Raw genomic sequence first — 24918 nt, forward strand, 5'->3', positions numbered from 1 at the left:
GATGGAGTTAAAAAAGTGCCTTACTATAGCAAATGCTCTGCGGGCCAGCATCCGACATTGCGCATGAGTTTGTTAATGACTTTTACATGCGCAAGGTGAACGGGCTGCCCGCGGCGTTTAGTTGGCGCGAGTAATAAAGGACTGCAGCTGCGCTTCGCTTTGCAGGCGCTGCTGAACGGCGCTGGCCTGCGCCTTATCAGCAAACGGGCCCAGCTGAATACGCCATACCGCGCCGTTTTGCGTGACCCGGCCTGGCACCGAGAACTGCTGGCTCAGGCGCTGCTGATACTGCTGCGCCCGCGCCTGGTCGCTCACTGCGCCAACCTGGACGACAAAATTACCGCTGGCGCTGGAGGTGGCGGTAGAGGAGGCGGCAACGGCGCTGGCGGTCGCGGCAGTGGCCGCTGTCGCCGCTACGCTACCCTGGATGGAGCCTGGCGCGGTGACGGGAGCCGTTTGCGTCGCGACGGCAGCAGCAGGGGCCGCAGTGGCGGCGGTCGTGGCTGCCGGCTCGCTACTCTCCAGCACGCCGCTGTTCAGCGGCGTCGGGGCGCCGAGGAAACCGCCGCTGTTCACCGGCGCGCCGACGCTGTCTTCCGGCTTCAGCGTGCTGTTGCTGATCGGGCGAACGTCGGCAGGCGCAGGCTGGTTCATACCTGTGGCGTCACCGCCGTCCAGATTCGGTCGGGCGGGCAGGGCGTACGTCTGTTTGGCGACGGTGGTGCAGGCCATTCCCGGACCGGAAAGCGAACCGTCAGGCGCAACGATGATGGGGTCGATACGCACCTTGGTGTTGTTCGAGGTGTTCAGACGGTCAGCAGACGCACGGGAGAGCGAGATAACGCGATCGTTACCATACGGGCCGCGATCGTTAATCCGCACGACGATCATGCGGCCGTTAGCGAGGTTGGTGATCCGCGCATAGCTCGGGATTGGCAGCGTGGGGTGCGCCGCGGTCAACTGGGTCGGATCGAAGGTTTCGCCGCTGGCGGTCAGGTTACTGTTAGGTTCCGCGTCATAGATCGCCGCAAAACCAGCCTGCGTAAAGTTGGCCGGATCCTGAACGATTTTATAGCTTTTACCGTCGCGCTCATAATCCTGATTCGCCGTGGCGTTCGGCGTTTCATACTGCGGATCGGCGCCGCTGATCTCAACCGTCGGGCCATTACAGACGGCCGGCTGTGGAGTACTGACCGTTTTTTGTTGCACGTCATCACTCGAACATGCCGCCAGCAGCCCCGCTGCTATGCAGATCCCCAGCCATTGCTTACGCATTGCAAACCCCTTTAAACGCTTTTCGACAACATTTTTCTGTGGGTATGGATCGACATCACGATACCAAACCCGGCCATCAATACGATCAGGGCGGAGCCCCCGTAGCTCACCAGCGGCAACGGTACGCCCACCACCGGTAAAATACCACTCACCATACCAATATTTACGAAGACATAAACGAATAAAATCAACATTAAACCACCGGCCATGACCCGGCCAAAGGTGGTTTGCGCCTGGGCGGCGATCCACAGCCCGCGCATGATCAGCAGAATATAGAGCGCCAGCAGGATCAGCACACCAATCAGCCCCAGCTCTTCGGCCAGCACGGCGAAGATAAAGTCGGTGTGGCGTTCCGGCAGGAACTCCAGCTGCGACTGCGTGCCGTGCAGCCAGCCTTTGCCGCGCAGACCGCCGGAGCCAATGGCAATTTTAGACTGAATAATGTGATAGCCGGCGCCCAGCGGGTCGGTTTCCGGGTCGAGGAGCATCATCACGCGCTGGCGCTGATAGTCATGCATCAGGAAGAACCACAGGATCGGTATAAAGGCGGCGACCAGCACCACGGCGATCCCGATAAGACGCCAGCTTAGACCGGAAAGGAACAGCACAAACAGCCCGGAGAGGGCGATCAGAATCGAGGTGCCGAGGTCGGGCTGCGCTGCCACCAGCAGGGTCGGCAGGAAGATCAGCACCAGCGCAATCGCGGTGTTCTTCAGCGACGGCGGACAGACGTCGCGGTTAATAAAGCGCGCGACCATCAGCGGCACGGCGATTTTCGCTATCTCCGACGGCTGAAAGCGGACGATACCGAGATCCAGCCAGCGCTGCGCCCCTTTGGAGATAGCGCCGAAAGCATCAACGGCCACCAGCAGAATAATACAGAAAATATAAAGATAGGGCGCCCAGCCTTCATAGACCCGCGGTGGGATCTGCGCCATGACGATCATGATCACCACGCCCATGGCGATCTGGCCGATTTTACGTTCCATCATGCCGACGTCCTGACCGCTGGCGCTCCAGATAACCAGCGCGCTGTAGGTCAGTAGCGCCAGCAGGATCAGCAGCATGGTGGGGTCAAGATGGATTTTATCCCACAGCGATTTTTTGTTCGGATTATCCGTCATTATTGATCCTCCCCTGCGGTGACCGCCGGGTTTTCGCTTGGCAGCGTGGTGTTGTTATCGCCCAGCATAATGTGATCAAGGATTTGTCGCATAATGGTGCCGACCGCCGGGCCGGCGCCGCCGTTTTCCAGGATCATCGCCACGGCAACCTGAGGGTTGTTATAAGGCGCAAACGCCGTCATCAGTTTATGGTCGCGCAGACGTTCAGAGATGCGGTGCGCGTTATAGGTTTCGTTGGCCTTCAGGCCGAACACCTGGGCGGTACCGGACTTGGCCGCGATCTTATACGGCGCGCTGGCGAAATATTTGTGCGCGGTGCCGTTGCCGCGGTTGGCCACGCCGAACATGCCGTCTTTGGCGATTTCCCAGTAGCCGGAATGGATGTCGCCCACCGGCGGCTCATGCGGCTGAACCCACGGAACGGGCTTGCCGTCTTCCACGGTGCTTTGCAGCAGGTGCGGCACTTTCACCACCCCGTCATTAATCAGGATCATCAGCGCCTTGTTCATCTGGATGGGGGTGGCAGTCCAGTACCCCTGACCGATGCCCACCGGAATGGTGTCCCCCTGGTACCAGGGTTTCTTGAAGCGCTTGAGCTTCCATTCGCGGGTTGGCATGTTGCCCGAGCGCTCTTCAGAAAGGTCGATACCGGTGTAGTGGCCGTAGCCAAACTTGCTCATCCACTCAGAGAGGCGATCGATGCCCATGTCATAGGCGACCTGATAGAAATAGGTATCCGCAGACTCCTCCAGCGCTTTGGTGACGTTCAGGTGGCCGTGGCCCCATTTTTTCCAGTCACGATAGCGTTTATCGGAGCCAGGCAGCTGCCACCAGCCTGGGTCGAACAGGCTGGTATTGCGGGTGATCACCCCGGCGCTCAGCGCCGAGACGGCGACGTACGGTTTTACCGTTGACGCCGGCGGGTAGACCCCCTGCGTCGCGCGGTTGACCAGCGGCGTGTTCGGATCGTTGAGCAGACCGGAGTAATCTTTACTGGAGATGCCGTCGACGAACAGGTTTGGGTCATAGCTTGGCGTAGATACCAGCGCCAGAACGGCGCCGGTACGCGGATCGGTGACCACCACGGCGGCACGGCTACCGGCCAGCAGGGTTTCGATATACTGCTGCAGCTTGAGATCGAGAGTGAGGTAGATATCGCGTCCGGCCTGCGGCGGCACCTCTTTCAGTTGTCGAATGACGCGGCCGCGGTTGTTCACTTCAACCTCTTCGTAGCCGGTCTGACCGTGCAGGACATCCTCATAATAACGCTCAATACCCAGCTTACCGATGTCGTGGGTTGAGGCGTAGTTAGCCAGCTTGCCTTCTTTGTCGAGGCGGTCGACGTCTTTATCGTTAATTTTTGAGACGTAGCCAATGACGTGCGTCAGCGCCGAGTTATAGGGATAATAACGACGCTTGTAGCCTTTGACTTCCACGCCGGGAAAGCGGTACTGGTTGACGGCAAAGCGGGCAACCTGCACTTCACTGAGGTTGACCTTTACCGGAATCGAGGTAAAGCGATGGGAGCGTGCGCGCTCCTTTTTGAAGCCGGCGATATCATCGTCGGTTAAATCGACGACGTCACGCAGCGCATCCAGCGTCTGCTGCACGTTATCGACTTTCTCCGGCATCATCTCCAGCTGATAAATGGTGCGGTTAAGCGCCAGCGGGGTGCCGTTGCGATCGTAAATAATGCCGCGGCTCGGCGGGATCGGTACCAGCTTGATGCGGTTTTCGTTCGAACGCGTCTGATAGTCATTGAAGCGAACGATTTGCACATTGTACAGGTTGGCGACCAGAACGCCGGTAAGCAGCAAAATCCCCAAAAAAGCGACCAGCGCCCGGCGCACGAACAGCGAGGATTCAGCCGTATAGTCGCGGAAAGAATTCTGTAATTTCATTCGCTGCTTAGTCTACCCTGATCATCATTACTCACGGTGGTACGGGTGGTTGGTGGTTATGCTCCACGCCCGATACAGACTCTCGGCCACCAGTACGCGCACCAGCGGGTGAGGTAAGGTGAGGGTGGAGAGCGACCAACTCTGTTCCGCCGCTGCTTTACAGGCTGGAGAGAGGCCTTCCGGGCCGCCTACCAGCAAACTGACGTCGCGCCCGTCCTGTTTCCAGCGTTCCAGTTCGCGTGCCAGCTGCGGCGTATCCCATGGTTTTCCCGGAATATCCAGGGTCACGATACGGTTCTTACCGGCAGCGGCCAACATCATCTCGCCCTCTTTTTCGAGGATGCGCTTGATATCGGCGTTCTTGCCGCGTTTACCGGCGGGGATCTCCACCAGTTCAAACGGCATATCTTTGGGAAAACGGCGCAGATACTCGCTAAAGCCGGTCTGTACCCAGTCCGGCATTTTGGTGCCAACGGCCACCAGCTGCAACTTCACGCATTAACTCCAGAGTTTTTCCAGCTCGTACAGACGACGGCTCTCTTCCTGCATGACGTGAACCATCACGTCGCCGAGGTCGACGACGATCCAGTCGGCGGCGGCTTCCCCTTCAACGCCCAGCGGCAGCATGCCGGCGGCGCGGGATTCCTGAACCACGTGGTCGGCGATGGACATCACGTGACGGGTAGAGGTGCCGGTGCAGATAATCATGCAATCGGTGATGCTGGATTTGCCATGTACATCAATGGCGACGATGTCCTGACCTTTCAGGTCATCAATTTTGTCGATAACAAAATCCTGGAGTGCTTTACCCTGCAAGTGTTCCCCCTGGGTGCATGAAGATTGATAATGATAAAGAGCCTGACAGTATACCTGAACTGATGAAAAAGTCGGGTGAAATGTCTGTCGGCAGGCGTTCGTGGCGGGGTATCATCCCATCCCTCGCCGCGGATTGCATCGCCATTTTTGTAAAACAATTTCTGCAAACATGCTGTGGCGGATGCTGCCCGGCAGCGGAGAATAGCAGCCTGCTGTGGCCTGTCAATGGTCTGGCGGGAATTCTTCTTGCGGCTGCCAGACGGCCTGGCTATTTAATACGCGCAGGGTGGTGAAATCGTCGCGCATATCGAGGAGGCTCCAGGCGCCATGGGCAATCGGGAAATGCCACATCGCCGCCGCGGGCATCTGCAACAGCAGGGCCGTCAGCAGGCTCAGGACGCCCTGATGGCCGACAATCAGCAGGTGGTCAAGATGGCGGCAGTCGGCCAGCGTTGTGGTGAATTCGCTGACGCGGCGGGCAAAATTCTGAAAGTTTTCGCCATTGGTGGGGGCCGCGTGCTGCCAGTCAGCACACCACGCGGCATAGTTTTGTGCATCCTCCCGCTGGAGATCGCGATGATGACGCATCTCCCAGTCGCCGAAAAACATTTCATTGAGCGTGGCATGGCACTCACGCGGGATATGGCGATCGCCAAGCAGCAGATCGGCCGTTGTCCCGGTTCTCGCCAGCTCGCTACAGATGACTTTGTCGAAAGGTACTGCCCGCAGCCGTTCGCCGAGCGCTCGCGCCTGGGCGACGCCGCGCGGCGTCAGAGGAGTGGGGGCGTGGCCGCTGTATAACCCGGCAACGTTGGCTTCGGTTTCGCCGTGGCGAACTAACCATAATTTCATGATGATGCTCAGACAGGCGGTGGAGACGTGGCGCTACGATAGCGCTTTTTTAGCATCAGGCCCAGTCCGGGGTCAGCAATAGAGTCCCTGCTCGCGGATGTAGTCCAGCACGGTGGCCGGCAGCATCTCGGCGCAGGATTCCCCGCGCTCGAGGCGCTGGCGGATAATCGTCGCCGAGATATCGAACCACGGCGTTTCCGCCAGGTAGATGGCCCCGGCGGGGCGGTTATGCAGGCGCTCTACGTCGTGGGTTAAGTGACGGTCCAGCCACTGCTGATCAGCGTCGTGCGCCATGGTCAGCGGGTAACCCGGGCGGCGGCAGACGATCAGATGAACGTTATCAAGGATGGTTTCATAGCGGTGCCAGGTGGGGAAGGTGAGCAGCGAATCCTGGCCGATGATAAACGCCAGCGGTTTTTCTGCCCCCTGCTCCTGGCGCCATGCCTGCAGCGTGTCTGCTGTCCAGGAGGGGGTGTCACGCTGCAGTTCGCGTTCGTCGAGCGTGAACAGCGGCTTATCGGCAATCGCCAGCTTCAGCATATGCACGCGCTGGGCGCTGGTGGCTTCCGGCTGGGGACGGTGCGGCGGGACGTTGTTAGGCATGATGATGACCTTGCTCAGGCCAATCTGATTCGCCAGGATCTCGACCGGCTTGAGGTGACCATAATGCACCGGATCGAAGGTGCCGCCATAGATTGCCTGTAACTGAGTCATATCAACCATCAATAAAAACGTCCGCCAGGGCTTTGTGGCAGAGCAACAACGAAAGACTTTCCAGTTCGGGCCAGACGTCGTGCCCGTAATCCTGTTTAAAGGTCAGTTCCGCGCGGGTCAGGAGGGTCACCGCCTGGCGCAACTGTTCCCCGCTCAGTCGGGCGAGGGCATCGCTGAGCAGCTGACGGCGGTTTTGCCAGACCCGATGTTTATCAAACAGCGAGCGCAGCGGCGTGTGCGTCGACTGGCGTTTGAGCGTGACCAGCAGCAGCAGCTCCCGCTGTAGCGTACGCAGCAGGATCGCCGGCTCGCAGCCTTCAAGGCGGAGCTGTTGCAGAACATGCAGCACGCGCTTGCTTTTGCCTGCCAGTAGCGCATCGACCCAATGGTAAGGGGTAAAGTGGGCGGCATCGTTTACCGCCTGCTCAACCCGGGGCAGGGTCAGCTTACCGTCCGGCCAGAGCAGCGCCAGACGCTCCAGCGCCTGCGCCAGCGCCAGCAGATTACCTTCGTAACAGTAGCACAGCAGCTGACTGGCCGCGTCGTCGAGCTGCAGCTGATGCTGTTTGGCCCGGGCGGCCAGCCAGCGCGGCAGCTGCGCGTATTCCGGCGTCTGGCAACTGACCTGGACGGCCCGCTGCGCCAGGGCGGTAAGCCACGCGGCATTCTCCTGGGCTTTGGTCAGCTTATTCCCGCGAACTATCAGCAGCAGGTCGTCGTGCAGCAGGCCGATCAGGGTCGCCAGCTGTTCGTTGATCGCCGCGTTAGGGCCGTTTTCCGGCAGGATTAGCAGCAGCGTTTGCCGGCTGGAGAACAGACTCAACGCCTGGCTTAACGCGAAAATCGCCTGCCAGTCGGTACTGTTATCGATGGTGAAGGTGTGGTGCTCGGTAAAGCCCTGGGCGGCAGCGGCTTCGCGAATGGCGTCCTGGCTTTCCTGCAACAGCAGGGGATCGTTGCCAAGCAGCAGATAGGCCGCGCGCAGCCCTTCAGTGAGCTGCGCGCGGAGTTGTTCCGGGTACAACCGAATCATCATTGACCCAGAGTGGTGGAGACGCGGTTACCCGAGGAAGCCGGTGCCGTGCTGCCGGCGACCGGTTTCTCTTCCTGCTGGGTTGCTTCAACATCTGCAACCTGCACGCTCGGCAGCTTACGAATCAGCTGTTCCGCCGCTTTGTCGTACATTTCCTGGATAATCATATCCTGCTCGGCGTCTTTCGCTAACGCCGCCTGCGGGTTATCGAAGAACGAACGATAGACCTTGGTGGTAATCGGATAGATATCGTGACCCGGGATCAGGACGCTGGCATGAACGGTCATGACCATCTGATATTCCGCGGTACGACCATCCTGGAACACCGAGGCGGTATCTTTCTGAATCGACGAACCATCGAGGCGCAGAGAAGGAACATCTTTACGCAGCGTGCTGGCGTCGATCAGGTCCACGCCATTAAGACGCAGCTGATTACGTACCGCGCGACTTAACGGTCCGTTCGGATCGCTCGACTGAAGAATCATGGTTTTCATGGTGGTGGGCACCTTCGTAGTGCTACGCAGATGCCAGCCACAGCCGGCGGTGACAAGCACCGCCAGGGATAACAACATTGTTACCAGATATCGCACGCTTCCTCCCGCGCTTAGCCAACGACCAGATTGAGCAGTTTACCCGGAACGTAAATCACTTTACGCACGGTTTTACCGTCGAGATATTTCGCGACCAGATGCTCCTGGCCGGCACGCTCGCGGACCTGCTCTTCAGTTGCATCTACCGCAACGGTAATTTTACCACGAACTTTGCCATTGACCTGGACGACGACGAGGGTGCTGTCTTCCACCATCGCGCTTTCATCCGCCACCGGCCACGGCGCGTTGTCGATATCGCCTTCGCCGTTCAGCTCGCGCCACAGTGTGAAGCTGGCGTGCGGGGTGAACGGGTTCAGCATACGCACCACCGCCAGCAGCGCTTCCTGCATCAGGGCACGATCCTGTTCGTCTTCCTGCGGCGCTTTCGCCAGCTTGTTCATCAGCTCCATGATCGCCGCGATGGCGGTGTTGAAGGTCTGACGACGGCCGATGTCATCGGTCACTTTGGCGATCGTTTTGTGAATATCGCGACGCAGCGCTTTCTGATCTTCACTCAGCGCCGCCACGTTCAGTGCCGCAACGTCCCCTTTGGTGGTGTGCTCGTAGACCAGTTTCCAGACGCGTTTCAGGAAGCGGTTAGCCCCTTCAACGCCAGATTCCTGCCACTCGAGGGTCATATCCGCCGGGGACGCAAACATCATGAACAGACGCACGGTATCCGCGCCATAACGCTCAACCATCACCTGCGGGTCGATGCCGTTGTTTTTCGACTTGGACATCTTGCTCATGCCGGTGTACACCAGCTCATGGCCTGCCGCGTCTTTCGCTTTCACGATGCGGCCTTTTTCGTCGCGCTCAACGATGGCGTCAACCGGGGAAACCCAGTTACGTTCGCCGTTTTCGCCTACATAGTAGAAGGCGTCAGCCAGCACCATGCCCTGGCACAGCAGCTGCTTCGCCGGCTCATCGGAGTTGACCATGCCCGCGTCGCGCATCAGCTTGTGGAAGAAGCGGAAGTAGAGCAGGTGCATGATGGCGTGTTCGATACCGCCGATGTAGATATCTACCGGCAGCCAGTAGTTGGCCGCTTTCGAATCCAGCATCCCTTCCTGATACTGCGGGCAGGTGTAGCGCGCATAGTACCAGGAGGATTCCATAAAGGTGTCAAAGGTGTCGGTTTCACGCAGCGCCGGCTGACCGTTAACGGTGGTTTTCGCCCATTCAGGATCGGCTTTGATCGGGCTGGTGATGCCGTCCATGACCACATCTTCCGGCAGGATCACCGGCAGTTGATCTTCCGGGGTCGGCAGCACGGTGCCATCTTCCAGGGTCACCATCGGGATCGGCGCACCCCAGTAGCGTTGACGGGACACACCCCAGTCACGCAGACGGTAGTTAATTTTACGCTCGCCTACGCCCATGGCTGCCAGTTTGTCGGCAATGGCGTTGAAGCCGGCTTCATAATCGAGGCCGCTGAACTCGCCGGAGTTAAACAGGACGCCTTTCTCGGTCAGCGCCTGCGCGGAGAGATCCGGCTCGCTGCCGTCAGCGGCGAGGATAACCGGCTTGATGTTCAGACCGTACTTGCTGGCGAACTCATAGTCACGCTGGTCGTGACCCGGAACGGCCATGACCGCGCCGGTGCCATATTCCATCAGCACGAAGTTTGCCGCCCAGACAGGAATTTCTTCGCCGGTCAGCGGGTGAATGGCTTTAAACCCGGTATCGACGCCTTTTTTCTCCATCGTCGCCATGTCGGCTTCGGCCACTTTGGTATTACGGCATTCGTCGATAAAGGCAGCCAGCGCCGGATTGTTCGCTGCAGCCTGCTGCGCCAGCGGGTGACCCGCCGCGACGGCCAGGTAGGTGCAGCCCATAAAGGTGTCCGGACGGGTGGTGTAGACGGTCAGCTTATCGGCGTAGTTATTGACGTCAAAGGAGATTTCCACCCCTTCGGAACGGCCGATCCAGTTGCGCTGCATGGTCTTTACGGTGTCTGGCCAGTGATCCAGTTTATCCAGATCGTTCAGCAGTTCATCGGCGTAGGCGGTGATTTTAATAAACCACTGCGGGATCTCTTTACGCTCGACTTTGGTATCGCAGCGCCAGCAGCAGCCGTCGATAACCTGTTCGTTGGCCAGTACGGTCTGGTCGTTCGGGCACCAGTTCACCGCGGAGGTTTTCTTGTATACCAGCCCTTTTTTGTACAGCTCGGTGAAGAACTTCTGCTCCCAGCGGTAGTATTCCGGGGTGCAGGTCGCCAGCTCGCGGCTCCAGTCATAGCCAAAACCCAGCATTTTGAGCTGGTTTTTCATGTAGGCGATGTTGTCGTAGGTCCACGGTGCTGGCGCGGTGTTGTTTTTCACTGCCGCGCCTTCCGCCGGCAGACCAAACGCATCCCAGCCAATCGGCTGCAGGACGTTTTTGCCCAGCATACGCTGGTAGCGGGCAATCACGTCGCCGATGGTGTAGTTACGCACGTGACCCATGTGTAGTCGACCAGAAGGATAAGGAAGCATCGACAGGCAGTAATACTTCTCTTTGCTCTCGTCTTCAGTTACTTCAAATGTACGATTTTCGTCCCAGTGAAGCTGGACTTTCGATTCTATCTCTTCCGGGCGGTATTGCTCTTGCATGGCAGCCAGTGGTCCTGTTTTCAATACAGCTACAAAATGTAGCCAATGGATGTGATATTTCAGATCGGCATAGCATAGCCCAAACGCCCCCGTCAAAACAGCCTTTCGCACATTAACATCGGCAAAAGCCGCGCTGATTATTTCGCGACTCTGTGGCTTGTCAGACACAGCGGGAGAGGAATAAGGTCTATTATCAGAAGACGTTAACCACACCGGAGGCGAAATGATGAACAAGGTTGCTCAATATTACCGTGAACTGGTCTCCTCGCTCAGCGAACGGCTCCGCCATGGAGAGCGCGATATCGACGCGCTGGTGACACAGGCGCGGGAAAAAATCGCCCGCGCCGGCGATCTCACGCAGAGCGAGATCGAGTCGGTGATTGCGGCAGTAAAACGCGATCTCGAGGAGTTTGCCCGCAGCTACGAAGAGAGTCATGAAGACGAGAGCGACAGCGTGTTTATGCGGGTGATCAAAGAGAGCCTGTGGCAGGAACTGGCTGATATCACCGACAAAACGCAGCTCGAGTGGCGCGAAGTCTTTCAGGATCTGAATCACCACGGCGTGTACCACAGCGGTGAGGTGGTCGGCCTGGGCAATCTGGTCTGCGAGAAGTGCCACTATCACCTGGCAGTGTATACCCCGGACGTGCTGCCGCGCTGTCCGAAGTGTGGCCACGATCAGTTCCAGCGTCGGCCCTTCGAACCCTAAGCGGTGCGAAAAACGATGCGCGAGGCTGCGCGCATCGTGGTTTGTCTTATTTCACGGTGTTGACTTCGGTGCTCTTGAAATACTGTTTCCCACCCATGTCGCTAACATATTTCTGCGATGAGTTGAGTACCAGTTTATCGGCGGTTAAGGTCCCGACGCCGCATTTCGCCAGGCCCAGTATGCCGCAACTTTTACCACCATTGACCACTTTGGTGGCGGTTAACGTCATATTGCCGCCCGCGCTGAGGGTGGAATAGTTGTAGATCGCGCCTTTATTTTTGGTATTTAAGGTCAGGTCGCCGGTGCTGCTGATCTGCCCTTCGTTGGTGATATCTGAGTAGGTCGTGATTGAAATATTCTTTGCATTGATAGTGCCATTGTTGCTTACCACGCCATGATCGGTGGTGATATCGGCCGCCTTCATATAACCATTTTGATTCAGCCAGTAGCTGTGGGCGGTAATGGCATTGGTGGCTTCCATGCGACCGCTGGTGCTTTGCGCCAGCGTACCGTTGGTCTGCAGGTTGATATTTTCGCCGGTGATATTACCGAGGTTATAGATTTCCCCGCTGTTTGCGCTGCCATCCTGCTTAAGCGACTGAATGGTGGTTTGGCCGGTAGAGTTAATGTTGCCGGTGTTTTTAAAGCTGTCGCCAACAAACGTCAGGCTGGTATTTTTGGCGCTGATTTTGCCTTCATTGAAGAAATCGCCCATCGCCGTGATGGAAATCTGGTTATTTGACAGCAATGAGGATTTTTCCTCGTTGCTGATTTTCCCGCCGCTGGTCAGCGTTAAACCGTTGGTGCCGGTGATCGAACCGGATTTAAAGCTCGTGATGTTACTGTTGGCGGAGGCAATCAGCTGGCCGCCGGTGAGCGATCCAGTATTGACGATAGAGCTCCCACTGGAAAGCATTAAGTAATAAGCGCCGGCGATGCTGCCGTCATTGGTGATCCCCGTGGCGGTGGAAACCTGGCTCAGCAAACCTTTGCCCGTTATTGTCCCTTTGTTTAGCAGGTTACCGTTGCTGGTGAGCTGCAGCGTGCTGTTAGCGACAATGGAGCCCTGGTTACGTACGCCAAAGCCGATGTTATTGCCGACCATGCTGATGCTGTTGGCGGTGATGCCGCCAAGGCTGCTGACGTCGATGCTGTACTGCGGGTTGATCGTCATTTCGATAAGCGTCGCTTGTTTACCTGCAGAGGTTATCGCGCCAGAGCTGTTATCCATGGTGAAGCGACCTGCGCTGACCAGGGCATTATTGGCCTGTACTTTACCGTTAATCTTAATCGCGTCGGCGAGCAGAACCGCGTAGCCGTTAGCGGCGTTCATGCCATTTTCGCCGATGGTGAGGGTGCCGCCCGTTACGGTATAGCTGCCGATGGCGCCGTCGCTGGTCATGTTGACTTTACCGGTGGTCAGGATGGCCTTGTTGGTATTGACAAAGCTACAGCCGGAGCAGGTGATGCCGTTTGGGTTGGCGATCACCACGTCCGCTTTCTGACCGTTAACTTCGATAAAGCCCTTCAGGCTACTGGCGTTTTTGGAGGTCACCTCGTTCAAAATCACCGAGGCGCTGCCGGCGGTCAGGTTGTTGTTGCGGGCAATGTTGCCCAACGTGCCGTGGCTGACATTCTCGCCGCTGTTATTAAGGACGGTGCCATTAGTACCGACGTTGAAGTCGCGGTACAGGTTATGGGAGACGCCGGCGGCGTTCGGCTTTTCAATATCAATAACCGTGGCGCCGGACGAATGCGTATAGCTGGTCGGGTCGGCATAAACCACCGACGAGGTTAATACTGCCGCCAGCGCGACATAAGAAGCTTTAAACTTAAACATTTTATTTATTCCTTTAAATTAAGATTAATAAACAACGTAGCTGAAAGGGTCGATAATGATTGAATTAATACCTCCACTGTAATGAAAAGCCCATATTCAGGGCGTCGCTATGAAACGTATCCGGTTTACTGAGCGGGGTGCTAATAAACAGATCGTATTGCGTTGACCATAATTGTCCGCGCAGGCCGCTGACGGCGCCGGAAAGGACTTTGCCTTTTTGATACAGATCGGCACCAATAAGGCGACCCACATCCGCGCCCAGATAGAATTGCCGCTCGTGGGTGGGTAGATGCCAGATAAAATCGTTGCGCCAGTACCATCCCTGATTGCCGGACAGGCTGTTTTCACCGTCAAAACCGCGCACGCTCCAGCGACTACCAATATTGAATTTATTATCGGAAGCGAGTTTGTCCGGGCTGAACTGGGCGCTCAAGCGGGGAGCCCAGGTAAATTTGTCGCCGGTGGCGTCAAATTTCATTAGCGCCTGCAGATTACCATGCACGATCCGTGACAGCGGGCTGTATAACCCGGCCTTTTCCTCCGGCGTTGGCGTTGAGCTGAGCCACGGCAGGCTGCGCTGGATGCCGATGCTGGCATCAACAATCTTTTTGTTAAAGTAGTGCTGGTGGTTGAGGGTGAATTCCCATGAGGGGTTCTGCTTGCGCATCACCAGTAGCTCACTGCCGCCAAAGTAATAATGCGAGGTACTCTTGGCGATCCGCAGGTCGGCGGTGGTTTTTTGCTGCCGGGTGTGGGAGAGCAGACGACTCAGCGTGGCGCTGTAGTAGCGATTTTTACTCTTATAATCCATCGTCGACCAGTTGCCGTTAAACTGCTGGCGATACTGGCTGTATGCCCCGTAGGCGCTTAGTGTCCAGTAGCCGAAGGGGATGGAGTAATACAGGCTGCCGTTGTGGTTGCCGTCGTTATGCTGATTGAATTCAATATCGCCCCCGCCGGAAAGGTACAGGATATCGTTGAGGGTGGTCAGGTCATAGAGATAGAGGGCGCCGCCGGCCTGGTAGCGGCCGCTGGCTTTGCTGCCGGCGTCGTCAAGCCAGGCGCCAAGCTGCCATTTTTTCGCCAGGCTGCGGGCAATCTGGATATCGCTTTCTCCCTCGTGCTGGCCTGGCAGCAGTTTCATGTGCGCCGTAGCGCCGGGCAGACGCTGCATATTGGCCATCCCCTGCTCAAGATCGCTTAAGCGCAGGATTGTGCCGGAAGAGGTTGGCAGTGAATTCCACAGGCGGGTGGTGTCCGAGCCGTCGGCATAGCCGATAGCGCCCACTTTGCCATAGTGCAGCGTCAACCTGAGCATGCCCTGCTCCAGCGACTGGGAGGGCACATCAATCAGCGAGGTGATGTAGCCTTGCGCAATCAGCTCGTTTTGCAAGGTATAGGCTAGCAGGCGAATACCTTCGCTGCCGAGGCAGCGGCCCTGCGCCTGCTGCGCGGTTTTCGCCAGTAATTTCCGGGTGAGCGCCTGGTTATCGGAGTCGATATCGACCCGGTTGATCAATTTACAATGCGTTTCCTCAGGGAAAGGGATACCCTGCGGCGCCACGTGCTGTTGTGAAGACTGAAAGTCCTGTTGCTGCGGCGCCAGCGCCTCCTGGCGGGCTTTATCCTGCTCCGTCTGGTGAGTAGAAGAGGTCAATGGCGCGGCCCCGGCGGCTGAGGTGCCCGCCAGCGTGATAAACAGTAGCCCGGTGAGCGTGCGAGATCGAATTAACATGAAGCAATATCCATTTGTTTCATTGGTTCGGTGGCGCATCCGTTATTCTGCGTGCGGCAGAGAATATTGATGGCCTTTATTTCGCGCAGGCGAGGTCAGGCAAGAATATTATATTCAATTAATAAAATAATCGTGCGACGAACCTGTTACGAGGCGTTATATGCTAGCGGCGGTAGTGAAGCAGATCCACGAATTCATTAGTGAATTCTTTATGAATTGATCAATTTAATAAATAAGTTCAGCTTTTATCACTGAGGTTTATTTGGTACGTAAATGATAGTAGCGATAACCGGCCGCATAAATAATATAGAAGAATAATATGGCGGGAAAGATAAGCTGCGCATACCGGGCGGTATGCGCAGCGAATAACGATTAATGCAGAATTTTGGCGAGGAAATCTTTGGCGCGATCGGATTGCGGATTGGCAAAGAAGGCTTCTTTATCGGCATCTTCGACAATCTTCCCTTCATCCATAAAGATCACCCGGTTCGCCACCTTGCGGGCAAAACCCATTTCATGGGTCACGACCATCATGGTCATCCCCTCGTTGGCCAATTCGACCATGACGTCCAGCACCTCGTTAATCATCTCCGGGTCAAGCGCTGAGGTGGGCTCATCAAACAGCATAGCGATCGGGTCCATACACAGGGCACGGGCAATGGCCACGCGCTGCTGCTGACCACCGGAGAGCTGCGCCGGATATTTTTCCGCATGCGCCGCCAGGCCAACGCGCTCCAGCAATTTGAGGCCTTTCTTGCGCGCTGATGCTTTATCGCGGTTAAGCACTTTGACCTGCGCCAGCGTCAGGTTGTCGATAATCGACAGATGAGGGAACAGTTCAAAATGCTGAAAGACCATTCCGACGTGCGAGCGCAGTTTAGCCAGGTTGGTCTTTTTATCGTTAACCACGGTGCCGTCGACGATAATCTGCCCCTGTTGCACAGGCTCAAGGCCGTTTACGGTTTTAATCAGCGTGGATTTACCGGAGCCTGACGGCCCGCAGACCACCACGACTTCACCTTTTTTCACTTCCGTGGAGCAATCGGTCAGCACCTGAAAGTGACCATACCATTTTGAAACGTTTTTCAGGGTAATCATTACACAGTCCTTTTCTTCAACCAGCTGACCAACAGCGAGGCGCTGAGGCTAATCACAAAATAGACGCCGCCCGCGAACAGGATCATTTCGACCTGGGTTCCGTCGCGCTCACCAATGGTGGAGGCGGTACGGAAGAAGTCGGCGAGGCTCAATACATACACCAGCGAGGTATCCTGGAACAGGACGATCCCCTGGGTAAGCAGCAGCGGCACCATGGCGCGGAAGGCCTGCGGCAGGATCACCAGCCGCATTGACTGCCAGTGGGTCATCCCCAGCGCCAACGCGGCGCCGGACTGGCCGCGGGAGATGCTCTGGATGCCGGCGCGGATAATCTCTGAGTAGTAGGCGGCTTCGAACATCGAAAAGGCCACCATCGCCGAGATCAGGCGAATATCCGTTTTCGGCGACAGCCCCAGCACGTTCTGCAGGAAGCCCGGGACAATCAGATAGAACCACAGCAGGACCATCACCAGCGGGATAGAACGGAATACGTTAACGTAGGTTTTAGCAAACCAGGCCAGCGGCAGAAAGCTGGACAGGCGCATCACCGCCAGCAGGGTGCCCCAGACGATACCGACCACGATGGCAATCACCGTAATCTTCAGGGTGATCACCAGCCCTGCCAGCAGATAGGGCATAGACGGAACGATCGAACTCCAGTCAAAATCGTACATTATTTGCCTCCCATATTGCCAGGCAGGCGAACCTTACGCTCGACCACATACATAATCAGCATAATCACCGCGTTGATGAAGACGTAGGCCAGGGTGATGGCCGTAAAAGACTCCCAGGCATGAGCGGAGTAGTCCAGCAGCTTGCCCGCCTGCGCAGCCATATCGGCAAGACCGATGGTGGAGGCGATGGCCGAGTTTTTCACCAGGTTCATCATTTCTGAGGTCATCGGCGGTACGATAACGCGGTAGGCGTTCGGCAGCAGCACGTAGCGGTAGGTTTGCGGCAGGGTCAGGCCCATCGCCAGACCGGCGTTCTTCTGCCCGCGCGGCAGCGACTGAATGGCGGCGCGTACCTGCTCGCAGACGCGGGCGGCGGTAAACAGCCCCAGGCACAGCATGGAGGAGACAAAGAACTGAATGTTTGGGTCCAGCTCCGATTTAAACCACATGCCGATATTTTCCGGCAGGAATTCCGGCACCACCAGGTACCAGGTAAAGAACTGCACGATCAGCGGCACGTTGCGAAACAGTTCGACATAGCAGGTGCCAATGCCCGAGAGGAAGCGATTGGGGACCGTGCGTAAAATGCCGAACAGTGAGCCGACGAGAAAAGCGATGATCCAGGCCGAGATGGAGAGGGCGACGGTTATCTGAAAACCGCTCCACAGCCAGCCCAGGTAGGTAGTGTTGCCGAAGGGGGCCTGTTGCAGGAATATCCCCCAGTTCCAGTCTATTGACATACATGACTCCTGGAAAAAAAAGGGTAGCCATTGCTACCCTCGAAGACGGTTGTCCAGCTTGTTTCGGTATTCGCGGCGGCTGGGGAACGACCAGCCACCGTATAGTCTGTCCGTGCTGTGACAATCATCGGGAGGGCAGGATATCCCGCCCCTGGTTGTTATAATTAGTTCAGTGCTTTGTCATTAGGTGATTTGAACAGCGCTTTCATGTCGTCAGACAGTTCGAAGTTCAGGTTAAGGTTTTTCGGCGGAATTGGATTTTTGAACCATTTATCAAACCATTTCGCCGCTTCGCCAGAGGTCTGGGCCTGAGCAACGGTTTCATCGACCAGCGCTTTGAACGACGGATCGTCTTTACGCAGCATGCAGCCATAGGCTTCTTTCGACTGTGCGGTGCCGACGATTTCCCAGTTATCCGGTTTCTTCGCCTTGGCGCGTTCGCCGGCCAGCAGAGCGTCATCCATCATAAAGGCCACGGCGCGTCCGCTTTCCAGGGTGCGGAAAGAGTCGCCATGATCTTTGGCGCTGATAATGCGCATATTCATTTTTTTCTCATCGTTCAGCTTATGCAGCAGGATCTCTGAGGTGGTTCCGGAGGTGACAACGACCGCTTTATCCTTCAGGTCCGGGAAATCTTTGATCGGACCGCCTTTCTTCACCAGCAGACGGGTGCCGACCACGAAGATGGTATCGGAGAAGGCCGCCTGTTTCTGGCGCTCAAGGTTGTTGGTGGTTGAGCCGCACTCGAAATCAAAGGTGCCATTCTGCAGCAGCGGGATACGGTTCTGCGAGGTGACAGGGATCAGTTTGACCTGCAGGTCCGGCTTGTTCAGCTTTTTCTTGATGGCATCAACGATGGCGTTGGAGTAGTCCTGAGAGTAGCCCACAACCTTCTGCTGGTTATCGTAGTAAGAGAACGGGACTGAAGATTCACGATGGCCGACAACGATAACCCCATTTTTGGCGATCTTATCCAGGGTGCTCTGGCCTGCCGCCGGGGCGGCATCTTCTGCGTGTGCCAGACCGGCGGTCACACCCATGACCAGCATTGCGGCGGCCAGTTTACGTAATTGCATATCCTACTCCTTATCCGTAGCGTCAGCGGCGCTATTGATACCCATTGTGATTGTGTGTGTTGTTATTCGAGGCACGCGTCCACGTGCCGCATTTGTATGTGTTTGTTAGCATTTAGTTTGGCTTAATGTAAAGATTTTGCTGTTTTATTGTTTATTTTTGCGAAGTGCACCGCACCAATGGGAGGCAAAGATCTTCCATTGCACCAAAATAGCGCGACCGCCGAACGTTTATGGTGCAACCCGGTTGCACTGGGTCGGACGATGGCGCTACCAGGGAGAATAAAGCAATGACTGTGCCAGGATGGCTGGCGCGGGGAGAAAAAATGCCGGCGACGGGCGTCGCCGGCGGAGAAACTTATCGGCGACGCTGACGCAGGCTCATCAGTAGCGCAGCGAAGCCTAACAGCGCCGTCAGCGCCCATAGCGGCCAGTTGCCGGTGCGGGCGTAAGGGGTTAAGCCGCTGGTGGGCGTCACGGTGGTGGTCAACACCTCGCGGGTAAACTGCGGGATCATCTTCTGGATCTCGCCGCGCGGGCCGATCACCGCAGTAATGCCGTTGTTGGTGCTGCGCAGGAGTGGGCGGGCCAGCTCCAGCGCGCGCATCCGCGCCATCTGGAAGTGTTGCCACGGACCGATGGACTTACCGAACCAGGCGTCGTTGGAGATGGTCAGCAGGAAGTCGGTATCCGGCCGGAAGTTATCGCGTACCTGTTCCCCGAGGATGATCTCGTAGCAGATGGCGGCGGTCAGCTTCAGGTTATGTGCCATCAGCTGCGGCTGCACGTAGGGGCCGCGGCTGAAGGAGGACATCGGCAGGTCAAAGAACGGCGCCAGCGGACGCAGAATCGATTCCAGCGGCACAAACTCACCGAACGGCACCAGATGGTTCTTGTTGTAACGGTTGGTCGAGTCGTAGCGGTACGGGTTATCTTTACCGAGGGTAATGATGGTGTTGTAGGTATCGTAGCGGTTCTGCTTATTGAGACGCGCATCGACAATGCCGGTGATCAGCGAACTGTCTTTTGCGCGCAGCAGATCGTCCATCATGCTGAGGAACTGCTGCTGGTTGATCTCCAGATCCGGGATCGCCGACTCGGGCCAGATAATCAGCTGCGAGTGGCCGATATGCGGCTGGGTCAGCGCCAGGTAGGTTTTCAGGGTGTTGACCAGCTGCTTCTCGTCCCACTTCATGGCCTGTGGGATATCGCCTTGCACCAGCGAGACCTGGGTCGCGCGCTCCGGCAGCAGCTGATACCACTGGATATAGCGCAGCGGGAACGGCAGGGCGAACAGCAGCGCGGCAATAGCCAGCGGCTTCCAGTTACGCTGGACGAGGGCCAGGGCCAGCAGGCCGCTAACCATCATCAGCAGGAAGTTGATCGCCTCGACGCCCATCACCGGCGCGAGACCTTTCAGCGGGCCGTCGATCTGGCTATAGCCGAACTGCAGCCACGGGAAGCCGGTCAGCACCCAGCCGCGCAGGAACTCGGTGATTTGCCAGACGACGGGAGCGGCGATAGCCACCCGCAGCCAGCTGGTTTTGGGCCACAGCCGGGAGAGCAGGCCGGCAAACAGGCCGGTATAGAGCGAGAGATAGGCCGCCAGCAGAACGACGAGGAAGACGTTAACCGGACCTGGCATACCGCCGAATTGCGCGATGCTGACATAGACCCAGTTGATACCGGTGCCAAACAGCCCGAATCCCCAGAAATAGCCGATCCCGGCGCTTTGCAGCGGGCGTCGGTTGAGGGTTAACGCCTGCAGACCGATCAGCGAAACGATAGCTGCCGGCCAGAAGTCATAAGGTGAAAAAGCCAGCGTTCCGCTGGCTCCGAATAGCAGCGCCAGCAGCAGACGTACGCGCTGGCGTTCAAGAAGAGAGGCAAATACCATTTAGGCTAATCGTCCCGTAAATTAACGCCTGTTGCCACAGGCTATGCTGTTTGCCAGCAGGGGGAGGGGACAGCCGGGGATCGCCCACGGTCTGTCTCCCGGCTGGCCGTGACCTTCAGCGCCGCGGCTTACTCTTCCAGCTTCGGCTGGGGAGCGTCATCGGGCAGCTTTACATGCACCTGAATGATACGACGGCTATCTGCCATTGCCACCTTGAATTGGTAACCATCAATGTCGATAGATTCGCCGCGGGCCGGCAGATGGCCGAAGGCCTGCATCACCAGCCCGCCAATGGTATCCACTTCTTCATCGCTGAAGTGCGTGTCGAAGGCGTCATTGAAGTCTTCGATGGAGGCCAGAGCGCGCACCGTCCAGGTGTGGCGGCTCAGCTGGCGGAAATCGATATCTTCTTCTTCGTCGTATTCGTCTTCAATTTCCCCGACGATGAGCTCAAGGATATCCTCGATGGTCACCAGGCCGGAGACGCCGCCGAATTCGTCAATAACGATCGCCATATGGTAGCGCTGTGAGCGAAACTCTTTCAGCATGCGGTCGACCCGCTTGCTTTCCGGGACGACAACCGCCGGCCGTAACACTTTTTCCATGCTGAAGGCTTCGGCGTCGCTGCGCATAAACGGCAGCAGATCCTTGGCCATCAGAATCCCTTCGATGTGATCTTTATCTTCACTGATGACCGGGAAACGCGAGTGGGCGGATTCGATAATGACATCCAGGCACTCGTCCAGCGTCTGGTTACGTTTCAGGGTTATCATTTGTGAACGGGGGATCATAATGTCGCGGACCCGCTGGTCGGCGATATCCATTACCCCTTCGAGCATGTCACGCGTATCTTCATCGATAAGATCGTTCTGCCCGGAATCACGGATCAGCGCCAGCAGTTCATCACGGTTTTTCGGTTCCCCGTGAAAAAGCTGGCTGAGTAACAGGGAGAAAAATCCCTTTTTGCTGTTTACTGTGTCACTACTGTGTGAATTGTCGTCGCTCATGGCGTCGTTTGGGTTCTCATGTTGATTTAACTGTCGCTCGTCGCGCGTAAACTCAGCGCCGGACGGCATGGGTTGCCTGACGTTCAGGCTGGCAAAATGCAGGAACAGCGGCCGGATGCGGCGCAAGCGCCGCCATCCGGCAGGGGCTATTCAGCAATCTTCTCGGAAATGTACGGGTCCTCATAGCCCAGAGCAAGCATTATCTCTGTTTCAAGGCCTTCCATCTCTTCCGCTTCGTCGTCTTCGATATGATCGTAGCCCAGCAGATGCAGGCTGCCGTGCACCACCATATGCGCCCAGTGCGCCTCCAGCGGCTTACCTTGCTCGCTGGCTTCCTGCTCCACCACCTGACGGCAGATGATCAGATCGCCGAGCAGCGGCATTTCAATCCCCGGCGGCGCTTCAAACGGGAAGGAGAGAACGTTGGTAGGCTTATCCTTGCCGCGGTAGGTCAGGTTCAGCTCGTGGCTTTCTGCAACATCGACCAGACGAATCGTTAACTCTGACTCCTCCTGAAATGGCGGAATGACGGCATCGACCCAGCGCTGAAAAAGGGCTTCGTCCGGCAGGCCGCTGGTCTCTTCGCAGGCCAGCTGTAAATCGAGGATCACCTGACTCATTTTTGCTCCTGTTCCTGGGCTTCGCGTTTGCGCTCGGCGGCCAGTTCTGCTTTACGTTTCTGGTCTGCGGCTTCCCACGCCTCATAGGCGTTAACGATACGGGCAACCACCGGATGGCGCACCACGTCTTCGCTATGGAAGAAGTTAAAGCTGATCTCATCGACTTCGGCCAGCACTTCGATGGCGTGGCGCAGACCGGATTTGGTGCTGCGCGGCAGGTCAATCTGCGTGATGTCGCCGGTGATCACCGCCTTGGAGTTAAAGCCGATGCGGGTCAGGAACATCTTCATCTGTTCAATGGTGGTGTTCTGGCTTTCATCAAGAATGATAAAGGCGTCATTCAGCGTTCGTCCGCGCATATAGGCCAGCGGGGCCACTTCGATGACGTTACGCTCAATCAGCTTCTCTACTTTCTCAAAGCCGAGCATCTCAAACAGCGCGTCATACAGCGGGCGCAGATATGGGTCGACTTTCTGGCTCAGATCGCCGGGCAGGAAGCCGAGCTTTTCGCCAGCCTCGACGGCCGGACGGGTCAGCAGAATACGGCGGATCTCCTGACGCTCCAGCGCATCGACCGCCGCCGCCACCGCCAGATAGGTTTTACCCGTCCCCGCCGGACCCACGCCGAAAGTGATGTCATGATCGAGGATATTGGCGATGTACTGCGCCTGGTTCGGCGTACGCGGTTTGATCACCCCGCGCTTGGTCTTGATATTGACGGCTTTCCCGTACTCCGGCACGCTCTCGGCGCTCTGCTCCAGCACGCGCGCCTCTTTGATCGCCAGATGGATCTGCTCCGGCTCAATATCCTGAATCTGACCGCGCATCGGCGCCGTATCGACATACAGGCTGCGCAGAATATCGGCGGCGGCGTGTACGCAAATAGCGCGTCCGGTCAGTTTAAAGTGATTGTCACGGCGGTTGATCTCAATGCCTAACCGACGCTCCAGCTGTTTGATATTGTCGTCAAACGGGCCGCACAAGGCTAACAGGCGTGCGTTATCCGCTGGCTCCAGGGTAATTTCACGAGTGTCTATGTTCAAACTGTTCCTCTTTACGCAGGTGGCCGGACGCGGCGCGTGGCCGGCTAATCAGGAAATTATTTACGTCACAGGAAAATGGCGCAAGCATTGCTGTAGATATAGGGACGGAGAGAGGAATTACAAGGCCTGCCGGAACCGACAGGCCTGAAGGGATCACGGCTGATAGATACCCACGCCAAGATCGTTCTCTTTACGGGTGCGGGCAATCACTGATTCAGGTGATTCAGCGATACGCAGACCCATCTCCGCCTCGGTACGCACGATTTTGCCGCGCAGCGAGTTGGTGTAAACATCGACGATTTCAACATCGACGAATTTACCGACCATATCCGGCGTACCTTCGAAGTTGACCACGCGGTTGTTCTCGGTGCGCCCGGAAAGCTCCATCAGGCTCTTACGCGACGTGCCTTCCACCAGAATGCGCTGTACCGTGCCGAGCATGCGACGGCTCCAGGCCATCGCCTGCTGGTTGATCCGCTCCTGCAGAATATACAGACGCTGCTTTTTATCCTCCTCCGGCACGTCATCGACCATATCGGCCGCCGGGGTGCCCGGACGAGCGGAGAAGATAAAGCTGTAGCTCATATCGAAATTGACGTCGGCGATTAGCTTCATCGTCTTTTCGAAATCGTCTGTAGTTTCGCCAGGGAAGCCGACAATAAAGTCAGAGCTTATCTGAATATCCGGGCGCGCCTCACGCAGCTTGCGAATAATCGCTTTGTACTCCAGTGCGGTATGGGTGCGTCCCATCAGATTCAGAACCCGGTCAGAACCACTCTGCACCGGCAGGTGCAGGAAGCTCACCAGTTCCGGCGTATCGCGATAGACCTCGATGATATCGTCGGTAAATTCGATCGGGTGGCTGGTGGTGAAGCGAATGCGATCGATGCCGTCGATGGCGGCGACCAGACGCAGCAGATCGGCAAAGCTGCCGGTGGTGCCGTCGTAATTCTCACCGCGCCAGGCGTTAACGTTCTGGCCCAGCAGATTAACCTCACGCACGCCCTGCGCCGCCAGCTGGGCGATTTCAAACAGGATATCGTCGCACGGACGGCTGACCTCTTCTCCGCGGGTGTACGGCACCACACAGTAGGTGCAGTATTTGTTGCAACCTTCCATAATCGAAACAAAGGCGGTCGGGCCGTCGGCGCGCGGCTCTGGCAGGCGATCGAATTTTTCAATTTCCGGGAAGCTGATATCCACCACCGGGCTGCGGTTGCCGCGCACGGCGTTAATCATCTCCGGCAGGCGGTGCAGGGTTTGCGGCCCGAAAATAATATCGACATAGTGTGCGCGCTGACGAATATGGTCGCCTTCCTGGGAGGCCACGCAGCCGCCAACGCCAATAATCAGGTCCGGGTTTTTCTCTTTCAGCAGCTTCCAGCGTCCGAGCTGATGGAAAACTTTTTCCTGGGCCTTCTCACGAATTGAGCAGGTATTGAGCAACAGCACATCTGCTTCTTCCGCCACTTCGGTCAGTTGATACCCATGTGTCGCATCCAGCAGATCGGCCATCTTTGATGAATCATACTCGTTCATCTGACAGCCCCAGGTTTTAATATGGAGTTTTTTTGTCATTG

The 24918-nt window shown here is 57.0% G+C and carries 22 protein-coding genes; 1 reads left to right on the forward strand and 21 read right to left on the reverse strand.

The window, feature by feature from the left end:
- Nucleotides 1–117: 117 nt before the first annotated feature.
- From rlpA to leuS, 10 genes are all read right to left on the reverse strand, one after another.
- Nucleotides 118–1275, reverse strand: a complete 1158-nt coding sequence (gene rlpA / locus SPE70_RS06905; RefSeq protein ID WP_008805634.1) for an endolytic peptidoglycan transglycosylase RlpA — start codon at nucleotides 1273–1275, stop codon at nucleotides 118–120.
- Between the two features lie 11 nt (nucleotides 1276–1286).
- A complete protein-coding gene (mrdB, locus tag SPE70_RS06910; RefSeq protein ID WP_008805635.1) occupies nucleotides 1287–2399 on the reverse strand; it encodes a peptidoglycan glycosyltransferase MrdB in 1113 nt (370 codons plus the stop codon).
- The gene (gene mrdA, locus SPE70_RS06915; RefSeq protein ID WP_008805636.1) at nucleotides 2399–4300 is read right to left on the reverse strand and encodes a peptidoglycan DD-transpeptidase MrdA; all 1902 of its coding nucleotides are present in this window, start codon (nucleotides 4298–4300) and stop codon (nucleotides 2399–2401) included. Before mrdA ends, mrdB begins: the two co-directional genes overlap by 1 nt.
- A 27-nt stretch (nucleotides 4301–4327) precedes the next feature.
- A complete protein-coding gene (rlmH, locus tag SPE70_RS06920) occupies nucleotides 4328–4795 on the reverse strand; it encodes a 23S rRNA (pseudouridine(1915)-N(3))-methyltransferase RlmH (protein ID WP_002894620.1) in 468 nt (155 codons plus the stop codon).
- Nucleotides 4796–4798: 3 nt separating this feature from the next.
- On the reverse strand, nucleotides 4799–5116 hold the full coding sequence (gene rsfS / locus SPE70_RS06925) for a ribosome silencing factor (RefSeq protein ID WP_002894623.1): 318 nt from the start codon (nucleotides 5114–5116) through the stop codon (nucleotides 4799–4801).
- Nucleotides 5117–5338: 222 nt separating this feature from the next.
- On the reverse strand, nucleotides 5339–5968 hold the full coding sequence (locus tag SPE70_RS06930; RefSeq protein ID WP_064170647.1) for an adenosylcobalamin/alpha-ribazole phosphatase: 630 nt from the start codon (nucleotides 5966–5968) through the stop codon (nucleotides 5339–5341).
- 72 nt (nucleotides 5969–6040) lie between these two features.
- On the reverse strand, nucleotides 6041–6691 hold the full coding sequence (gene nadD, locus SPE70_RS06935) for a nicotinate-nucleotide adenylyltransferase (protein ID WP_012542457.1): 651 nt from the start codon (nucleotides 6689–6691) through the stop codon (nucleotides 6041–6043).
- Complete coding sequence (gene holA / locus SPE70_RS06940; RefSeq protein ID WP_032691138.1) at nucleotides 6684–7715, reverse strand: DNA polymerase III subunit delta; 1032 nt, start codon at nucleotides 7713–7715, stop codon at nucleotides 6684–6686. Before holA ends, nadD begins: the two co-directional genes overlap by 8 nt.
- The gene (gene lptE / locus SPE70_RS06945) at nucleotides 7715–8305 is read right to left on the reverse strand and encodes an LPS assembly lipoprotein LptE (RefSeq protein ID WP_008805640.1); all 591 of its coding nucleotides are present in this window, start codon (nucleotides 8303–8305) and stop codon (nucleotides 7715–7717) included. The genes holA and lptE overlap by 1 nt, the downstream gene beginning before the upstream one ends.
- 14 nt (nucleotides 8306–8319) lie before the next feature.
- Nucleotides 8320–10902: a leucine--tRNA ligase gene (leuS, locus tag SPE70_RS06950; protein WP_012542455.1), complete on the reverse strand. Its 2583-nt coding sequence runs from the start codon at nucleotides 10900–10902 to the stop codon at nucleotides 8320–8322.
- Nucleotides 10903–11128: 226 nt separating this feature from the next.
- Here leuS and SPE70_RS06955 point away from each other — a divergent pair, with 226 nt between their 5' ends.
- Nucleotides 11129–11611 (forward strand): zinc ribbon-containing protein, encoded by a 483-nt coding sequence (locus SPE70_RS06955; protein WP_032691348.1) that lies wholly within the window; start codon nucleotides 11129–11131, stop codon nucleotides 11609–11611.
- A 46-nt stretch (nucleotides 11612–11657) separates the two neighbouring features.
- On the opposite strand, the gene SPE70_RS06960 is transcribed toward SPE70_RS06955, so the two are convergent.
- From SPE70_RS06960 to miaB, 11 genes are all read right to left on the reverse strand, one after another.
- Entirely contained in the window at nucleotides 11658–13451 is a 1794-nt protein-coding gene (locus SPE70_RS06960; RefSeq protein ID WP_064170649.1) for a filamentous hemagglutinin N-terminal domain-containing protein, read from the reverse strand.
- Between the two features lie 64 nt (nucleotides 13452–13515).
- Nucleotides 13516–15186: a ShlB/FhaC/HecB family hemolysin secretion/activation protein gene (locus SPE70_RS06965; RefSeq protein WP_064170650.1), complete on the reverse strand. Its 1671-nt coding sequence runs from the start codon at nucleotides 15184–15186 to the stop codon at nucleotides 13516–13518.
- A 372-nt stretch (nucleotides 15187–15558) separates the two neighbouring features.
- Entirely contained in the window at nucleotides 15559–16284 is a 726-nt protein-coding gene (locus tag SPE70_RS06970; protein WP_008805645.1) for an amino acid ABC transporter ATP-binding protein, read from the reverse strand.
- Nucleotides 16284–16958, reverse strand: a complete 675-nt coding sequence (gltK, locus tag SPE70_RS06975) for a glutamate/aspartate ABC transporter permease GltK (protein WP_012542451.1) — start codon at nucleotides 16956–16958, stop codon at nucleotides 16284–16286. The genes SPE70_RS06970 and gltK overlap by 1 nt, the downstream gene beginning before the upstream one ends.
- Complete coding sequence (locus SPE70_RS06980; RefSeq protein ID WP_002894709.1) at nucleotides 16958–17698, reverse strand: amino acid ABC transporter permease; 741 nt, start codon at nucleotides 17696–17698, stop codon at nucleotides 16958–16960. The genes gltK and SPE70_RS06980 overlap by 1 nt, the downstream gene beginning before the upstream one ends.
- A gap of 164 nt (nucleotides 17699–17862) precedes the next feature.
- Entirely contained in the window at nucleotides 17863–18774 is a 912-nt protein-coding gene (locus SPE70_RS06985) for an amino acid ABC transporter substrate-binding protein (protein ID WP_012542450.1), read from the reverse strand.
- Nucleotides 18775–19129: 355 nt separating this feature from the next.
- Entirely contained in the window at nucleotides 19130–20668 is a 1539-nt protein-coding gene (gene lnt / locus SPE70_RS06990; protein ID WP_022065697.1) for an apolipoprotein N-acyltransferase, read from the reverse strand.
- 128 nt (nucleotides 20669–20796) lie between these two features.
- Nucleotides 20797–21675 carry a CNNM family magnesium/cobalt transport protein CorC gene (gene corC, locus SPE70_RS06995; protein ID WP_004197606.1) on the reverse strand — a complete coding sequence of 293 codons (879 nt, stop codon included), beginning with the start codon at nucleotides 21673–21675 and terminating at the stop codon, nucleotides 20797–20799.
- Between the two features lie 146 nt (nucleotides 21676–21821).
- Nucleotides 21822–22295, reverse strand: a complete 474-nt coding sequence (gene ybeY / locus SPE70_RS07000; protein ID WP_002894722.1) for an rRNA maturation RNase YbeY — start codon at nucleotides 22293–22295, stop codon at nucleotides 21822–21824.
- On the reverse strand, nucleotides 22292–23338 hold the full coding sequence (locus SPE70_RS07005) for a PhoH family protein (RefSeq protein WP_008805649.1): 1047 nt from the start codon (nucleotides 23336–23338) through the stop codon (nucleotides 22292–22294). Before SPE70_RS07005 ends, ybeY begins: the two co-directional genes overlap by 4 nt.
- A 153-nt stretch (nucleotides 23339–23491) precedes the next feature.
- Nucleotides 23492–24916 carry a tRNA (N6-isopentenyl adenosine(37)-C2)-methylthiotransferase MiaB gene (gene miaB / locus SPE70_RS07010; protein ID WP_012542448.1) on the reverse strand — a complete coding sequence of 475 codons (1425 nt, stop codon included), beginning with the start codon at nucleotides 24914–24916 and terminating at the stop codon, nucleotides 23492–23494.
- Nucleotides 24917–24918: the final 2 nt, after the last annotated feature.

The sequence above is a fragment of the Klebsiella sp. ZJOU C1 genome (genome assembly GCF_035620215.1).
In the GTDB taxonomy this organism is placed as follows: Bacteria; Pseudomonadota; Gammaproteobacteria; order Enterobacterales; family Enterobacteriaceae; genus Klebsiella; species Klebsiella variicola.

Coding starts and splice junctions, on each gene's coding strand:
- corC (WP_004197606.1), bottom strand. CDS start 21,675: ATGAGCGACGACAATTCACACAGTAGTGACACAGTAAACAGCAAAAAG.
- SPE70_RS06985 (WP_012542450.1), bottom strand. CDS start 18,774: ATGCAATTACGTAAACTGGCCGCCGCAATGCTGGTCATGGGTGTGACC.
- SPE70_RS06970 (WP_008805645.1), bottom strand. CDS start 16,284: ATGATTACCCTGAAAAACGTTTCAAAATGGTATGGTCACTTTCAGGTG.
- nadD (WP_012542457.1), bottom strand. CDS start 6,691: ATGGTTGATATGACTCAGTTACAGGCAATCTATGGCGGCACCTTCGAT.
- miaB (WP_012542448.1), bottom strand. CDS start 24,916: ATGACAAAAAAACTCCATATTAAAACCTGGGGCTGTCAGATGAACGAG.
- mrdB (WP_008805635.1), bottom strand. CDS start 2,399: ATGACGGATAATCCGAACAAAAAATCGCTGTGGGATAAAATCCATCTT.
- gltK (WP_012542451.1), bottom strand. CDS start 16,958: ATGTACGATTTTGACTGGAGTTCGATCGTTCCGTCTATGCCCTATCTG.
- SPE70_RS06960 (WP_064170649.1), bottom strand. CDS start 13,451: ATGTTTAAGTTTAAAGCTTCTTATGTCGCGCTGGCGGCAGTATTAACC.
- leuS (WP_012542455.1), bottom strand. CDS start 10,902: ATGCAAGAGCAATACCGCCCGGAAGAGATAGAATCGAAAGTCCAGCTT.
- ybeY (WP_002894722.1), bottom strand. CDS start 22,295: ATGAGTCAGGTGATCCTCGATTTACAGCTGGCCTGCGAAGAGACCAGC.
- SPE70_RS06930 (WP_064170647.1), bottom strand. CDS start 5,968: ATGAAATTATGGTTAGTTCGCCACGGCGAAACCGAAGCCAACGTTGCC.
- SPE70_RS06980 (WP_002894709.1), bottom strand. CDS start 17,698: ATGTCAATAGACTGGAACTGGGGGATATTCCTGCAACAGGCCCCCTTC.
- mrdA (WP_008805636.1), bottom strand. CDS start 4,300: ATGAAATTACAGAATTCTTTCCGCGACTATACGGCTGAATCCTCGCTG.
- lnt (WP_022065697.1), bottom strand. CDS start 20,668: ATGGTATTTGCCTCTCTTCTTGAACGCCAGCGCGTACGTCTGCTGCTG.
- SPE70_RS06955 (WP_032691348.1), top strand. CDS start 11,129: ATGAACAAGGTTGCTCAATATTACCGTGAACTGGTCTCCTCGCTCAGC.
- holA (WP_032691138.1), bottom strand. CDS start 7,715: ATGATTCGGTTGTACCCGGAACAACTCCGCGCGCAGCTCACTGAAGGG.
- rlpA (WP_008805634.1), bottom strand. CDS start 1,275: ATGCGTAAGCAATGGCTGGGGATCTGCATAGCAGCGGGGCTGCTGGCG.
- SPE70_RS06965 (WP_064170650.1), bottom strand. CDS start 15,186: ATGTTAATTCGATCTCGCACGCTCACCGGGCTACTGTTTATCACGCTG.